This is a genomic window from Pedobacter chinensis (assembly GCF_003339865.1).
Lineage (GTDB): Bacteria > Bacteroidota > Bacteroidia > Sphingobacteriales > Sphingobacteriaceae > Pedobacter > Pedobacter chinensis.
In genome coordinates, this window is the sequence record NZ_QPKV01000001.1 from 142878 (window position 1) to 159708 (window position 16831).

General features: G+C 38.1%; 9 protein-coding genes. All 9 read left to right on the forward strand.

Features of this window, described 5'->3' with window-relative positions:
• Nucleotides 1-2 precede the first annotated feature (2 nt).
• The 9 genes from DU508_RS00665 (at nucleotide 3) to DU508_RS00705 (ending at nucleotide 16810) form a co-directional block, all read left to right on the forward strand.
• Nucleotides 3-674, forward strand: a complete 672-nt coding sequence (locus DU508_RS00665) for a DUF3826 domain-containing protein (RefSeq protein WP_233509361.1) — start codon at nucleotides 3-5, stop codon at nucleotides 672-674.
• 485 nt (nucleotides 675-1159) lie between these two features.
• Nucleotides 1160-4321, forward strand: a complete 3162-nt coding sequence (locus DU508_RS00670; RefSeq protein ID WP_115400924.1) for a SusC/RagA family TonB-linked outer membrane protein — start codon at nucleotides 1160-1162, stop codon at nucleotides 4319-4321.
• 10 nt (nucleotides 4322-4331) lie between these two features.
• A complete protein-coding gene (locus tag DU508_RS00675; protein WP_115400925.1) occupies nucleotides 4332-6188 on the forward strand; it encodes a RagB/SusD family nutrient uptake outer membrane protein in 1857 nt (618 codons plus the stop codon).
• A 47-nt stretch (nucleotides 6189-6235) separates the two neighbouring features.
• The gene (locus DU508_RS00680) at nucleotides 6236-7204 is read left to right on the forward strand and encodes a hypothetical protein (protein WP_115400926.1); all 969 of its coding nucleotides are present in this window, start codon (nucleotides 6236-6238) and stop codon (nucleotides 7202-7204) included.
• 373 nt (nucleotides 7205-7577) lie between these two features.
• Nucleotides 7578-9233, forward strand: coding sequence for a pectate lyase family protein (locus DU508_RS00685; RefSeq protein ID WP_115400927.1), 1656 nt, complete (start codon nucleotides 7578-7580; stop codon nucleotides 9231-9233).
• A 1-nt stretch (nucleotide 9234) separates the two neighbouring features.
• Nucleotides 9235-10866 carry a polysaccharide lyase gene (locus DU508_RS00690; RefSeq protein ID WP_115400928.1) on the forward strand — a complete coding sequence of 544 codons (1632 nt, stop codon included), beginning with the start codon at nucleotides 9235-9237 and terminating at the stop codon, nucleotides 10864-10866.
• Nucleotides 10867-11222: 356 nt separating this feature from the next.
• Nucleotides 11223-14375 (forward strand): DUF6298 domain-containing protein, encoded by a 3153-nt coding sequence (locus DU508_RS00695; protein ID WP_115400929.1) that lies wholly within the window; start codon nucleotides 11223-11225, stop codon nucleotides 14373-14375.
• Nucleotides 14376-14377: 2 nt separating this feature from the next.
• Nucleotides 14378-15778, forward strand: coding sequence for a glycoside hydrolase family 140 protein (locus tag DU508_RS00700; protein ID WP_115400930.1), 1401 nt, complete (start codon nucleotides 14378-14380; stop codon nucleotides 15776-15778).
• A 195-nt stretch (nucleotides 15779-15973) separates the two neighbouring features.
• Nucleotides 15974-16810, forward strand: a complete 837-nt coding sequence (locus DU508_RS00705) for a glycoside hydrolase family 43 protein (RefSeq protein ID WP_233509362.1) — start codon at nucleotides 15974-15976, stop codon at nucleotides 16808-16810.
• The last annotated feature ends 21 nt before the right edge of the window (nucleotides 16811-16831 follow it).

Here is a 16831-nt window from a genome sequence, read left to right on the forward strand (position 1 = left end):
AAATGATGAAATTATCAATTTTAGCTTTGCTGTTAGCGTTCTCAGGAGTTGCTGCAACCTTCGCTCAGGAAATGACTGCTGAAGAAAAGACCAGGTATGTGAAAGCCATTACTGAACGTGCAGATAAAATAGTGGTCAATCTTGGTATTTCAGATCATAAAAAATCAGAAAAAGTGAGAGACATGATCAGAGATCAGTATAGCAATCTTAATGATATTTACACCACCCGTGATTTAAAAATCAAAGAAATTAAAGCAAAGAATGAAAGCAATAAGGTAGAAAGAGATTCAGCTTTAGCCAAGGAAGACCGTGAGGTCACAAAAGCGTTAAACAAGCTTCACGAAAAATACATCAACAAACTTGCTGCACATTTAACCAACGAACAAATTGATCTGGTAAAAAATGGGATGACATATAATGTGTTGCCGATTACTTACAAGGCATATCAGGAACAGATTTTAACTTTAACAGAAGAGCAGAAAAAGCAAATCTTGGTTTGGTTGACGGAGGCCCGTGAGCACGCAATGGATGCTGAGTCATCAGATAAAAAACATGCCTGGTTTGGGAAATATAAAGGCAGAATTAATAACTATTTATCAGCAGCAGGATATGATTTAAAACAGGAAGGCATTGAGTGGGAGAAAAGAAGAAAGGCGAAAGCACAGGCTAATTAAGGTTTTTTGACCAAAAATAGGATAAAATATGGGTGGTCATTTTTTTTAACATTTTTTATTTAAGAATATTTCATTTATATATGAATTTTATTTCTATATTGTATCGTAAATAAAAACATTAAATAGTTTAAGCTTAGGCTGTTATTTAATAAACATATTTTGCCAATCACATTGACGTAAAATAGAATTTCTAACCAACAAATATTAATTGAAAAAACAAAGATATGAGCCATCTTGATGAAAATTTATTTTAATCATATTTATAAATGCAGTTACCTGATTCTTATGCCTGACTAGCATTTTAAGAATCAACAAATCATCCCAAGCTACTCATTCTAACCAAACTTATTATTAAACTGAACCATTATAAGCGAATTAATACCTGCTTGATATCACATGATATAAACCAAATGAAAATTGCAAGCTAAAGCTTGATTAAGATTCATTGAACATAATCAGTATTAAAAACTAACCAAATAATAAATATGAACTTAAAATTTTTACGCAAATTATCTTGGGTTTTGGTACTCTTGACAATTATCAGCACTTCGTTGTTTGCCCAGCAGCGACAAATTACTGGTAAGGTTGTCGATAAGAAGGATGGCCAGCCTGTTCCCGGTGTAACTGTTGGGATTAGGGGTAAAACAAACAATGTAAGCACCAATGATAAAGGTGAATTTGCATTAATCGCCGATCCGGCAACAGATGCCCTGGTTTTCTCCTTTATTGGCTATGTCAGGCAAGTTGTTCCGTTAGCTGGAAAAACAAATTTAACGGTAAGCTTTGTTGAAGACAATAAAGCATTAGAAGATGTAGTTGTGGTTGGATATGGAGTTAAGAAAAGATCGGAAGTACTCGGTTCTGTGGCAACCATTACAGGTGCAGAGATTCAAGATGTTCCGGCTCCGAATTTAGCTGGTGCATTAAGAAACAGAATTGCTGGTGTTGGTGTAAATCAAACGTCTGGTCGTCCAGGAGCTCCAATTACATTAAACATTAGGAATTCTACCGTTTCTGATCAGGCCCGATTGAGTGGTGCAACAGATGAACCGCTTTATGTTGTAGATGGTATTACCGTAACCAGAGATGCATTTGATAATATTGATGCATCGATGGTGGAGAATTTAACATTCTTGAAAGATGCATCGGCTTCCATATATGGTGCATCAGGAGCTAAGGGTGTGGTTTTAGTGACTACAAAAAGAGGCAAAGTTGGCAAACCAAGCATTAGCTATAATGGTTATTTAGGAATTTCTGATGCGGCAAAGGTACCGGAAATGTTGTCCGCTTATGATCATGCGGTTCTATTGAATGATACTTATCGAATACAAAGTGCCGCATTGTCGAACTTTTTCTTGCCAGAAGACCTGGAGTACATCAAAACATTAAATTATAAAAGCTGGTATGATGAAGTATGGCAGGCATCAACGATGCAAAGGCATAACGTTGGTATTTCAGGTGGGAGTGATAGAATTACTTTTTTCGCCGGCGGTAATTATCAAAGTGAAAATGCCAACTATGCAGGTATGAAATTTGATAAATATGGTTTCAGAAGCGGGGTTGTAGCTACCCTGGCTAATGGACTAAAGGCCGATGTAAACTTTAACGTAGATTATGGAACAAGAGAGCAACACCATAATGCACAAGATAATGATGCTGCGTTTTTCGAGAGAATTATAAGCATTCCAAGATGGGTGCCGATCAGTATCAATGGTAACTATGTTAATTATAATGCCAATAGTAGTTCAATCAATCCGAAAGCGGTTGCAGAATCTGGTTATTATAACAATGCCAGTACTAAAGGATATCGTATCAATGCTGCTTTAACTTATCAACCCACCTTTTTGAAGGGTTTTACAGCCAAGTTACAAATTTCACAGGCCAGCGGCTCTTCAAAATCTACACAATATGTACCACCTTACAGGCTCTATAATTATGTTAGACAAGGAAATAACCAACAATTGTTTACTGATCAGTTAGTAAATACTTCAGCAACTTCTTCTTATTTTGAACCTACCAGTGCAACCAGTGCCACAATCACACCTGGTGTATCTGAAAATAATAGTTACCAGGGCTTTTTGACTCTACAATACGGAAGAACATTTGCAAAGCATTCTGTAAATTTATTGGTTGGTGGCGAACAAAGTGAAGGTAATTCACAACAATCTGCAGTGCGTTATAGCAACCAATTAATTCCTGCAATAGATCAGTATTGGGCTTTTGATGCCACTACCTTAACGCGTCAGAATTTTAGCAGAACAGCTGTTTCAAAACGTTCTTTCTTCGGTCGTTTCGATTATGATTTTGATAAGAAATATTTATTAGAGATTATTACCCGGGTGGATGCATCATCTAACTTCGCCACAGGAAATCGTTGGGGAGTTTCTCCAAATGCAGGAATTGGATGGGTAGTAAGCCAGGAAAACTTCTTTAAAAACACCGACTTTTTACGCTTTATCAATTTCTTTAAATTAAAATTAAACGTAGGTATAACTGGTGATGACAGGGTAGATCAACGTTTATGGCAGGATAGGTTTCTAATCGATGTAACCAATGGTTATCTTTACGGAAACTCCAATCAAAACAGCTTAAACCGTTCTCGCCTGGCTAACCCAGATATCACTTGGGAAAAGAAAAGAACAATTAATCTTGGTTTAGAAACTTCAATGTTTAATAATAAGCTTGATTTTAGCGTTGAAGTATTTCAAAATCGCAATTACGATGCCTTTGATTTAGGCGGAAATAACCTGTTTCCGCTATATTTCGGTACGGCAGCACCTGTTATTAACTATAGAGAAACCTACAATTGGGGGTCAGAGTTTAGCATTGGTTACAAAGCAAAATTAGCTACCGACTTAAACCTTAGTGCGAGCATGAACTTTGGTTATGGCAATTCGGTGGTTGATAGAACGCTTTATGCACCTGGTCAATTGATTAATAATGTCGCACCAGACTGGCAAGTTCAGTTTGGAACCGATCCCCGGGTATACTCTTCAAGTAATATTGGTTTAAAAACAATTGGTATGTTCAGAACACAGGGAGAGGTTGATGCATGGATGGCTAAATATCCTAACTACCGTTTGTATGATCGCATTCCTCAACCAGGATGGCTATACTTTGAAGATACCAATGGTGATGGCGTAATTAGTGATAGCGATATGTTGCCAATGTTTAAAAACACCAATGCTTTCTTGTCATCAGGTATCTCATTAAATTTAACCTACAAGAACTTCGCATTAAATACGAATATCAATGCAAGATTTGGTGGTAAAGTATTTTATGATGGCAGGGCGAGAATAGCCCCTTCTGCAACGAGAAATATTTTAACCATCTGGCAAGATCGTTGGACTCCGGAGAATCCAATGGAAGGTAAGTTGCCACGTTTTGATGATCCGGCTTTAACCAGAAACTCAGATTTCTGGGCTGTTGATGGAACAATGATCCGGATCAACACCATGACATTGAGCTATAAAGCGCCTACTGCATTTGCAAACAAGCTCGGGATAGGTGGAGCACGTATTTTATTGACAGGAAATAACCTGTGGACAATCGTAAACCCACTTCCATACAAGGATCCGTACACCTCAAGTGCCTACGACTATCCAATGTTGAGAACAATATCTTTGGGATTAAGTGTTAACTTATAATTTTTGAGCGATGATTAAGCAATTAAAAAACAATATAAAAAAGTCTTTGCTGATTTTAATACTGGCAGCAGTTTTGCCATCATGTGTAAATAAAGACAAATTTTTCCTTTTGCCCGATACAGAGGGGATTGATGCAGCGATTTGGGATAATGAGGGTTCTGTGCAACTGCACTTGAATAGAGTATATGATGTAGTGGTACCCTGGTTTCCTATACAAATACAACCAGATCGTTTTGGTGTTCATGTTGCCAGTGACGAAAGTTATTTTCCTGATGGGAATGACCACGCCAAAGCAGCACTCGGATTAGTTGGGGTACTTGGTGTTAATGATGTGAGATTCGTAGGTAATCAATATCGTGGTAATCCAGGTGACAACAAATATTGGGACATTGCCAGATGTAATGATGCCATTACCAATATTCCAAAAGGTTCAATGGCTCCTGACAGGCAGCGCATATTGTTAGGCCAATATTACGCGTTAAGGGCAGTAACTTATTTTGAATTGGTTAAAGTGTATGGCGGTGTACCATTAATATTAGAGCAGCAACTCGAGAATTCTGTTTACATGGGCGGTAGAAAAAGTGCCAGAGAATGCTTTGATGCTATCATATCAGATTTAAATACTTCTATAGCAATGCTTGAGGGTTTTAATCCCGGAGATGGTGATGGAAGAGGTAAGGTTACAAAGCTGATTGCGGCTTGTATAAAGGCCAAAGTTTTATTTTACTGGGCCAGTCCACAATTTAATCCTACCAACGATGCTAAACATCCTTATCAGGCAGGAAGATGGACTGATGCACTTCAGGCAAATAAAGAAGCTTATGATTTGTGTGTTGCTGCCGGAAAAAGATTGATGCCAAATTATATTGATATTTTCCGCACAGAAGGAACTGCTAATACAGAGGCGATTTTTGTAAGAACTTATTCAAGTACAATAAACGCCAGAGGCCATGACGGCGAATATCGCAATAGGCCCAATTCTGAGGGTGGATCTTACAACTCATTTTACACGCCAACCGTAAAAATGCTTGATTCCTATCCAATGAGAGATGGAAAACCAAGAGGAACATCTTCAGCATACCCTTATGATGAGACAATGTTTTGGCAAAACAGAGACCCTAGATTTGAGGCAACTTTTGCTTACAATGGTAGTGTTTATCCCTTAAGCGGTAATGCCACCAGAAAACAATGGACTTATAATACTGCTGTCAACGAATCAAATGGTAATGCCGTATATGTAAAGCGTTTTACAACTCCAGGATTAACATCGGGCGCCGTAAGGTACTCCAACAACCTGGGTGGAAGTGGTATGGATTGGATTGATTTAAGGTTTGCAGAGGTCATGTTAAATTATGCTGACTGTTTGAACGAAACAGGAAATATTGCAGGGGCAAAAGATTTGGTCAGACAAATTAGAGTTAGAGCAGGTGTGATACAGGGCGATGCTGATTATGGATTGGGTTTAGCAGGAAGTACTGCGGATCTTAGAACCTTAATTCTGAACGAAAGACAAATTGAGTTTGCATTTGAAAATAAACGTAATGCTGATTTAAGAAGATCCCGTACGATGCATTTGTTAACAGGAAGTATGTCTAAACTTGAAATACAATTAAGCTCAACCGCAGATAAAGCGATTCTGGAAGCAGTTACAAACGGTGTCATGTTCAGAGAATCGTTAAATGTTAATGATAAAACAACATACACCAGATACTTCAGGAATGTAACTGTTGCCAATGCAACTTATCTGCCTTATAACGTTCCTGAATTTCATTATTTCTACACTTTTCACAATGATTTCGTGAATTTTGGAGCCAATATCGCTACCACTATCGGATGGCCGGGTGGAACATTTGATCCGCTTGATTAAGTTTAGAAATAGTTAACTGAGCATATTTGATTTAAAAAGATTAAAAAATGAAAACTAAAAATATTCAAAAGTTATTCCTTATCGCATTAAGTGCACTGCTATTCGCTTCTTGCAAAAAGGAATCTGAAAATATATTTACCATGTTTACGGATGTAACCGTAACCTACAATAATAGCGATCCGCGTTGTGTTACCGATTATAAGGTAGTGAATGATAAGGATGAAGTATGGATTGACTTTACTATCAATTCGGCTTCAGAGGATATGTATTCTTATACTGTAGAGAAATCTTCAGGTACACAAACTCCTGAGCGTACAATATTTACTATTAATGATCCTACTAAACGCAGGAGCTTTTCGAATATCCTTAAATTGATCATGAACCGCGATGGAAAAACAACATATCGCATATATGCCTTAAACCAAAAGGGTATTTTCATTGGTGATGGAAAGAAAAGTGTAACCATTGATGTGAATCCAAGTTATATGATTTATGCCAACAGGAATATTTATTTACCTGATTCAGTTGGAAAATCATTGCCAAGTTTCTTTTCATTGAATGATGCATCGGGTTTCAGCTATACAAGTGCAGCATCAAATTCTGCAAAAATTGATTTTGGCATTTACAGAAAACTAGCTACAAATTCTACACCAACTGCTATATCGTATACTTATAATTTATATTCTCCTAGTGTGGCCACTAATCCACTTACTGTTTATGATATCAGTGCCTGGACACCTAAAAGGACAACGAAATTTAGTGCACCAATAACTGGGCAAAATACAGCATTTCTTACCGGTGCCGTCTCAGGTTCTACAATTGAAACACTAGCCAAGGCAAGAACAATTAATCTGGATGCAACTGCAGGTACTACTTTGGCCAACGGCCTCAATGATGGTAGTGCAGTGTTTTTCCTTACTCCCGAAGGTAAATATGGTATGATGTATATTAATATAGTTACTTCTGATTATCAAAAAAAACCTTACATTAATGTTAGTGTAAAAATACAACGCTAATCATTAGCTTTTTCTGGCGGCTGGCACCGCCACTATTTTATATATATTTGGTTTGAAAAAAGAGAGCAGCGATTGCTCTCTTTTTCATTTAAGAATGTTACATTTATATATGAAATTTATTTCTATCTTGTAACGTGGCTATGAAAATGATAAAAATTTGTTGCAGGAGTTTTTTCAATTGGTAAGATTGTATAAAACCTGGAGAAAATTCTACACGAAATAGCCATAATATGCTTTTAAATTTGAAATATAATATACTTTCTAACCAAAAATTTACCAGGAGAGAATAGGGAATTAATCATGAATTTTTTAACATTTTAAGTTGATCAAATTTTGATTTAATTTCTTAGCAATTCCAATGAGCGAAACATAAATGAAAAAGAACTTTTTAAATCTGTTGACTGCAACAGTATTGATTTTTACAGCAAATTATTCATTTGCTCAATATCCGAAAATTCCTGAATCGGTAAAAAAAACATCTGATTCGATGATGAAGGAAACTTATCGTCAATCCGATATTGCATGGGAAAAAGCAAAACCTATTATCGAGCAGGAAGCTAAAATGGGTAAACCTTATATTCCTTGGGCTGGCAGGCCTACTGATTTGCCTCAGGCAGAGATTATAGCCTTTCCTGGCGCTGAAGGTGGTGGTGCTTATGCCTTTGGAGGCCGTGGCGGAAGAGTTATCGTTGTTAAAAATTTAAATGACAGCGGTCCGGGTTCCCTGCGCGAAGCCTGCGAACAGGGTGGTGCTAGAATAGTGGTTTTTAATGTCTCAGGGATTATCAGGCTTAAAACGCCTTTAATCATCCGTGCTCCTTATATTACCATTGCGGGTCAAACTGCACCTGGAGATGGCGTTTGCGTTGCCGGTGAATCAGTTTGGTTAAATACACATGATGTTGTGGTGCGCTTTATGCGTTTCAGAAGAGGAGAAACCTTTGTTGGCCGTCGCGATGATGCCATTGGTGGTAATCCAGTGGGTAATATTATGATCGATCACGTTTCTGCAAGCTGGGGATTGGATGAAAACATGTCGATGTATCGCCACATGTATAATGACAGCACAGGTAAAACAGAGGAAAAACTTGGAACAGTTAATATTACCATTCAAAATTCAATTTTTTCTGAAGCTTTAGATTATTGGAATCATGCGTTTGGTTCAACGTTAGGTGGCGAAAATTGCGCTTTCGTTCGTAATCTTTGGGCAGATAACGGTGCCCGTAATCCATCAATTGGATGGAACGGAATTTTTAATTTTGCCAACAATGTGGTATTTAACTGGAACAACCGCTCTACAGATGGTGGCGATTATACTGCTCAATATAATATCATCAACAACTATTATAAACCCGGGCCGGTTACCAATTTAAAAGATCCAATCAGTTATCGGATTTTAAAACCAGAATCTGGCCGTAGTAAATTACCTTATGTGGTTTTCGGCCGTGCTTATGTAGAAGGAAATGTTATCGATGGCAATGAAAAAGTAACCAAAAACAACTGGGATGGTGGCATACAGCTGGAAGATAAAAAGGGCAACTTGATGACTTTTGAGCAAGCCACGCCTTATTTTGCAGCAATGAGGGCAAAGAAACCTTTTCCAATGCCTAAAATTTCAATTATCCCAACTTCACAAGCTAAAGATTACGTATTGGCAAATGCCGGTGCAACGCTACCTAAGAGAGATCCGGTTGATACTCGTGTGATTAAGCAGGTAAGCACAGGAATAATCGAAGTTCATCCTGATGCTAAACCTTCTGCATTTCAATTTGAACACCGTCGCCTGGCCAAAGATTCTTATAAACAAGGTATCATCACTGAAATTTCACAAGTTGGCGGTTACCCTGAGTATAAAGGAACACCGTATAAAGATTCTGATGATGATGGCATTCCTGATGCTTACGAATTGAAAAATGGCCTGAATCCTAATGATGCATCTGATGCAGCAAAAATCACCAAAAGTGGCTATTCCAACATTGAAGTATATTTAAATAGTGTTGTTCCGGTTTCAACTGTTAAACCTAATTAAGATGAGAAAGTTTTATGTTGTGGCCATTCTGACTGCTGTTTGTGGTTACTCAAATGCTGTTTTTGCGCAATATCCAGTAATTCCGGAGGCGATGGAAAAAAAAGCCGATTCACTGTTGAAAAGTATTGAAGATAAATCCGAATTACAGTTTTTAAAGGTTAAACATATTATTGACGAGGATGCAAAACATGGTAAACCCTATATTCCGTGGGCAGCAAAACCTGATGATTTACCTCAATCAAAAATGCTTGCTTTTCCGGGTGCTGAAGGTGGTGGTGCTTATTCTTTTGGTGGTCGCGGTGGCAAAATTTATGTAGTAACCAGCCTTGATGATTCAGGAAAAGGAACTTTACGCGAAGCCTGCGAACAAGGTGGAGCGAGAATTATTGTTTTCAACGTTTCTGGAATCATCAGGCTTAAAACACCTTTAATTATTCGAGCACCTTATATTACTATTGCAGGTCAGAGTGCTCCGGGCGATGGAGTTTGCATCGCCGGGGAATCAGTTTGGATTAATACTCACGATGTGGTAATCAGGTATATGCGTTTCCGTCGTGGTGCCACTGATGTAACCCGCAGAGATGATGCTCTAGGCGGAAATCCTGTTGGAAACATCATGATTGATCACGTTTCTGCAAGTTGGGGATTAGATGAAAACATGTCGATTTATCGCCATGTTTACGATCCAAAAGATGGTTCCAAGCCTTTAAAACTTCCAACCGTTAACATTACAATTCAAAATTCTATTTTCTCTGAAGCGTTAGATACCTATAATCACGCATTCGGGAGTACCATTGGCGGTTTGAATTCAACTTTTATGCGCAATCTTTGGGCCTCAAATATCAGTCGTAATCCATCAGTAGGCATGTATGGCGATTTTGGTTTTGTCAATAATGTGATTTTCAACTGGTGGAACCGTAGTGCTGATGGTGGTGATAATGCATCATTTTACAGTTTCATCAATAACTATTACAAACCAGGCCCAATCACACCTGCGGGTGAACCAATTTCTTATCGCATTTTAAAACCAGAATCGGGGAGAGATAAAAAATTTGCAAATGAATTTGGGAAAGCTTACGTTACCGGAAATATTGTGGAAGGAAATGAAAAAGTAACTCAAAATAATTGGGATGGTGGTGTTCAACCCGAAAGTAAAAGAGATAAACAAAAGTTGTTGGATTCCATGCGTGTAGATAAACCTTTGCCAATGGCTAAAGTTTCTGTCATCGATACCAAAAAAGCATATGACTATGTTTTGGCTAATGCAGGTGCCACTTTACCCGTTCGCGATGCCGTTGATCAGCGTATCATTAAACAGGTTACAACTGGTAAAATAGAACATGTTGAAGAGGATAAACTGCCCGCTAAGCAGAATTATGTAAAACGTCGTTTACCTGATGATTCCTACAAAAAGGGGATCATTTCAGATATTGCACAAGTTGGTGGTTATCCTGAATATAAAGGAAAACCTTATGTAGATACTGATAATGATGGAATTCCTGATGCGTGGGAAATTAAAAATGGCTTAAATCCAAAGGATGCTAAAGATGCCTCGAAAATTTCAAAATCGGGTTACTCAAATATTGAAATTTATTTAAATAGCTTAGTGGATATTGGAAAAGTGAGACCGTAGATTTCCGATTGTCATTCTGAGGCACTAAGACCTGCGTAGCAAGCATGAATGCATTTAAAAACAAATAAAAAATAATGAATAATCTGCAAGCGACTAAAGCAAAACTTTAATAAAGCAATGAACCATAATTATTTTGTTTACATTCTAACTTGAAACTGAAAATCCTGATTGGAGATTTTTGTATGAAGAAATTATCGAAAGATAAAACCTCATCAACTAGTTTTGTCATTCTGAATGTAATGAAGAATTCGCAGGCTATGAAAATGAAATGTTAATACTACTAACAGAGGAAAAGCTTAAGCAGAGTTATAAAATGTTGCAGATGCTTCGTGCCTCAGCATGACAAAAAGTAAAAAATGCCAAAAACTAACCACATATATAAAATTAAAGTACTGCCTTTTTTGGCTTTACTTTTTCTGGTTACAAGTTTTTCTTTCGCTCAAAAAACAAAACCTGTTGACCCACCAAAACCAATTTTTAAAGGTAAGGATGGTAAAATGGCTTACACATCAGATGAACAGGGAAATCGAATTCCTGATTTTTCTTATGCGGGCTACATGGCGGGTGAAAAAGCCATTCCAAATGCGGCAATAAAAGTTACTGTTCCGGTAAAGGATGGCGATGCTACTTTAAGAATTCAATCGGCTATTAATTATGTTGCTAAATTACCAATTGGAAAAGATGGTTTGCGTGGCGCTGTTTTATTAGAAAGAGGAACTTATGAAGTCGCCGGGACTTTAAAAATATCAGCATCCGGAGTTATCCTTCGTGGAAGCGGAATGGGCGAAAATGGAACCCGGATTTTTGCCACAGGGTTGGATAGAATTGGGGTAATCAGAATTTTAGGTAAAAAAAACCGTGTGGAAGAATCGCCGATTGCGATAACAGATGCTTACGTTCCGGTTAATGCAAATAAAATTACGGTAGCAAATGCCAATGGATTTAAAATTGGCGATAAAATCATCATCCATCGTCCATCTACTAAAGAATGGATAGAAACGCTCAAAACTGTTGAATTTGGAGGTGGAGAAAGTGCTTTAGGTTGGAAACCAGGAACAAGAGATGTTTATTGGGATAGAAAAATCATTTCTATAAATGGTTCTACCGTTACTTTTGATGCACCCATTACCACAGCACTGGATGCAAAATTTGGCGGAGCCACTGTTTCAAAATGCCAATGGGGGGGAAGAATCGCTCAATCTGGTGTCGAAAATCTGCAAATGGAATCAGATTATCACAAAGAAAATATTAGAGATGAATATCACCGGTGGACAGCCATTGGTTTGGAAAACGTAGAAGATGCATGGGTTCGTCAAGTGGTTTTTAAGCATTTCGCAGGTTCTGCAGTTAATGTACTGGAAACAGCAAGAAGAATCACTGTTGAAGATTGCAAATCACTGGCACCAATTTCTGAAATCGGTGGTGGAAGACGTTATACTTTTTTAACCACAGGTCAGCAAACGTTATTTCAAAGATTGTATTCTGAATATGGCTATCACGATTTTGCTGTAGGTTTCTGCGCACCCGGACCGAATGTTTTTGTTCAATGCCAGTCTTATTTGCCATTTAACTTTAGTGGCGCAATTGATAGCTGGTCGTCCGGTAATTTATTTGATATTGTAAATATAGACGGACAGGCTTTAAGCTATTTAAACCGGGGTCAGGATGGGCAAGGTGCAGGCTGGTCGGCGGCAAATAGTGTTTTTTGGCAATGTAGCGCAGCTCGAGTAGATAATTATCAGCCACCAACTGCTCAAAACTGGGCTTTTGGAACCTGGGCACAATTTTCAGGAAATGGTTATTGGGATATGTCGAACGAACAGATCCAACCCCGAAGTTTATATTATGCACAATTGAAAGACAGATTGGGTAACGAGGTTGATGCCAGAACTTTCCTGCTTCCTGTAGAAACGGAAGCATCCAGCAGTCCCTCGGTAGAGGTTGCACAAAAACTGACCAAATTAGCTTATAAACCTGCTTTAACAGTTTTAGAATATATTGATTCTGCAGCAGATAGAAATAAAATCCAGGTTGATGCCGGGGCTGCAAAAAACATCGATAAAATCGGTTTGGAAAAAGTAGTTGAACCGGTGTTTGCAAGCGCAATGGCTATCAAAAACGGATGGTTGGTTCGTGGTGATGAAATCGTTTTGGGTAATCGCCAGGATGTTCCATGGTGGAATGGAAGTGCTCGTCCTCATGGATTGAAAAACACTAAATTTCATGTTACCCGTTTTGTTCCGGGGCGTGCAGGGAATGGCTTAACAGATGATTTGGATGAGATTACAGATTCAATGAAAAGTGGCTCGGTTAAAGTACTTGACCACAATTACGGCCTTTGGTACGATAGAAGACGAGATGACCACGAACGTATTCGCCGGATGGATGGAGATGTTTGGGCGCCCTTTTATGAATTGCCTTTTGCACGCAGCGGACAAGATAAAGCCTGGGACGGTTTGAGTAAGTACGACATTACAAAATACAATCTTTGGTATTGGGACAGGTTAAAGCAATTCGCTAATCTTGCCGATCAAAAAAGTTTGGTTTTGATTCATGAAAATTATTTTCAACATAATATCATTGAGGCAGGAGCGCATTACGCAGATTTTCCCTGGCGTACGGCAAACAACATCAACAATACCGGTTTCCCTGAACCAGTGCCTTATGCAGGTGATAAACGTATTTTTATGGCTGAACAATTTTACGATATCAGCAACGAAAATCGCAGGGCAATCCATAAGGCCTACATTAGAAAATGTTTGGAAAATTTTAATGGAAACTCAGGTGTCATTCAATTAATCGGTGCCGAATTTACCGGGCCGCTAAACTTCGTTCAATTCTGGATTGATACCATTAAAGAGTGGGAAAAGGAAACAGGCAAGCATCCGATTATTGGTTTAAGCGTTACCAAAGATGTTCAGGATGCTATTTTAGCCGATCCAAACCGGGCAGCAGTTGTTGATTTAATTGATATCAGGTATTGGCATTACCAGGCCGATGGAACGGTTTATGCACCACAAGGCGGACAAAATTTAGCACCGAGGCAACATGCCCGTTTATTGAAACCGAAAAAAACTTCTTTTGAAGAGGTTTATCATGCGGTAGCTGAATATAAAAATCAATTTCCTGAAAAAGCAGTTATTTATTCAGGAGATAGTTTTGATGGTTTAGGGTGGGCGATTTTAATGGCAGGTGGTTCATTGTCAAATGTTCAAAATATTGATAAAGCTACTTCAAATGCCATTTCTACAATGAAACCTTTTCTTCCGGCAGGAAAAGACACTAAACAATACGGTTTAGAGAATGCGGGAAAATCTTATGTTTTATACAATGCCACAAAAGAACCAGTGAATTTAAATCTGAACAAAATCAATGGAAAATTTAGCCTGAAAATATTGAATACTAAAAATGGAAACGTGCTTAAAGAAGAAAAAATTAATGGCGGTTCTACGATAAAAATTAACAAGGTAACATCGGCTGATGAAGTAATCATCATCAATAAAATTTAAACATGAACCTTACATCTAAAATATTCCTGTTGGTTGTTGTTTCAATTCTGGCATTAGGTTGCAGGAAGAAACCACATTTTGGCGATAAAAGCCTTTTAATTTCAGCAAACGGAAGGTATCTGACCACGGGCGATGGCAAACCCTTCTTTTGGTTGGGTGATACAGGTTGGCTATTGTTTAGCAAGTTAACCCGCGAGGAAGCGAATACCTACCTGGAAGATCGTAAACAAAAGGGCTTTAATGTTATCCAGGTAATGGTTTTACATGAAGTTCCTTCTGTTAATGTGTATGGCGATTCTTCAGTGATCAACAAAGATGTATCGAAACCTGCCGTTACCGAGGGCAATAATTACAAAGATGAAAAAGCTTACGACTTTTGGGACCACGTAGATTATATTATTGATTTAGCTGAAAAGAAAGGAATCTACATGGCTTTGGTACCGGTTTGGGGAACAAATGTGAAAGAGAAGAAAGTAACCAAAGCTCAGGCTAAAATTTATGCCACGTTTTTAGCTAAAAGATATCGTGACAGGAACAATATTATTTGGTTAAACGGTGGAGACATTAAGGGTAGCGATGGTTTAGAGGTATGGAACGAGATAGGAGAAACCTTAAGAGCCAATGATCCTGATCATCTCATTACTTTCCATCCGAGAGGAAGAACTGCTTCGTCGCAATGGTTTCACAATGCCAAATGGAATGATTTTGATATGGTTCAGTCAGGGCATCGCCGCTATGATCAGGATACTTCTGCAAAAGAAAAATTGCATTATGGAGAAGATAACTGGAAGTATATCGAATCAGACTATAAATTGAAACCAACTAAACCAACCATTGATGGTGAACCATCTTACGAAGGAATTCCACAAGGGTTACATGATACCACTCAGCCCCGTTGGATGGATAGTGATGTACGGAGATATGGGTATTGGTCGGTTTTTGCAGGTGCTTTCGGTTATACTTATGGACACAACTCAGTGATGCAGATGTATAAAAAAACTGATTTAAAACCTGCCTACGGTCCTAAAGATCAATGGATAACGGCGCTGAATGCACCTGGTGCTGTTCAAATGAAGTACCTTAAAGATTTGATGCTTTCCCGCTCATACTTTGATCGTGTACCTGATCAAACCCTGGTTGCAGGAAAAAACGGAGAAAAATATGAGCATGTTCTGGCAACAAGAGGAGAAGAATTTGCGATGCTTTATACCTACACGGGTAGAAATTTCAGCGTGCAAATGGGGAAAATTGATGGAGATGATGTAAAAGCCTCATGGTTCAATCCAAGAACCGGAAAAACAACATTCATTGGAAAATTTGAAAATAAAGGGATAAAAGAATTTAATCCTCCGGGCGAACCCGCAAATGGAAATGATTGGGTTTTAATATTGGATAAAATATAAAAAGGTAGAAGGTTAAAGGTTGGAGGGTTTAAGGCTGTTAAATCAGGAACTCACAATTTCATGTCTGTCTGAGCGTAGCCGAAGACTAGTTAATTCAAATAAATAGTGTTTAAATCAAACTTCATATCATCATTTCGTATAGCCATAATTGGCCTGGTTTTGTGTGGATTAACATCTTGTTCAAAACAAGCTTATTTGTTTACCTCTTTCCATGAGCCTGCAAACGAGGGCTTAAGATTTTTATACAGTGATGATGCTTACCATTGGACAGACCTGAACAAAACTTTTTTAAAACCCGAGGTTGGTACACAAAAAGTAATGCGTGATCCATCAGTTGTTCAGGGGCCTGACGGAACTTTTCATCTGGTGTGGACTTGCAGCTGGAAAGGCGATAAAGGTTTCGGTTATGCAAGTTCAAAGGATTTGATCAATTGGAGCAAACAGCAGTTTTTGCCGGTAATGGAAGATGAACCAAAAACAGTTAACGTTTGGGCACCTGAAATTTTCTACGATGATGAAAAAAGGGAATACGTTATCATTTGGGCATCTACAATACCTTTTCGTTTTGAAAAAGGAATGGAAGAGGAGGAAAACAACCATCGCATGTATAGCATTACGACAAAGGATTTTGTTACTTTCTCGAAACCTAAATTGTTTTTAGATCCTGGTTTCAGTGTGATTGATGCGGTAATTGTGAAAAGGGCAACTCAAGATTACGTGTTGGTTTTGAAAGATAATACACGTCCAAATCGGAATTTAAAAATAGCCTTTAGCAATGATGCTTTAGGGCCTTATGAAAATGTTTCAGAAAGTTTTAGTCCTAAATTAACAGAAGGGCCAACAGTGGTAAAAAAAGCAAATGACTGGTTGATTTATTTCGATGCTTATGGACAAAAAACTTACTCTGCTTATAAAACAGCTGATTTTAAGAGTTTTAAAGATGTGACATCCGAGGTTTCAATCCCCGAGGGACATAAACATGGAACAATTATAAAAGTGAAGCGGAAAGTGATTGAGAATTTAAAAAAGTAGAATCATTAACCAATGCTGTCA

Bases quoted from the DNA above. Each gene is read 5' to 3' on its own strand.
- DU508_RS00665 (WP_233509361.1), top strand. From the start codon at position 3: ATGATGAAATTATCAATTTTAGCTTTGCTGTTAGCGTTCTCAGGAGTT.
- DU508_RS00670 (WP_115400924.1), top strand. From the start codon at position 1,160: ATGAACTTAAAATTTTTACGCAAATTATCTTGGGTTTTGGTACTCTTG.
- DU508_RS00675 (WP_115400925.1), top strand. From the start codon at position 4,332: ATGATTAAGCAATTAAAAAACAATATAAAAAAGTCTTTGCTGATTTTA.
- DU508_RS00680 (WP_115400926.1), top strand. From the start codon at position 6,236: ATGAAAACTAAAAATATTCAAAAGTTATTCCTTATCGCATTAAGTGCA.
- DU508_RS00685 (WP_115400927.1), top strand. From the start codon at position 7,578: ATGAAAAAGAACTTTTTAAATCTGTTGACTGCAACAGTATTGATTTTT.
- DU508_RS00690 (WP_115400928.1), top strand. From the start codon at position 9,235: ATGAGAAAGTTTTATGTTGTGGCCATTCTGACTGCTGTTTGTGGTTAC.
- DU508_RS00695 (WP_115400929.1), top strand. From the start codon at position 11,223: ATGCCAAAAACTAACCACATATATAAAATTAAAGTACTGCCTTTTTTG.
- DU508_RS00700 (WP_115400930.1), top strand. From the start codon at position 14,378: ATGAACCTTACATCTAAAATATTCCTGTTGGTTGTTGTTTCAATTCTG.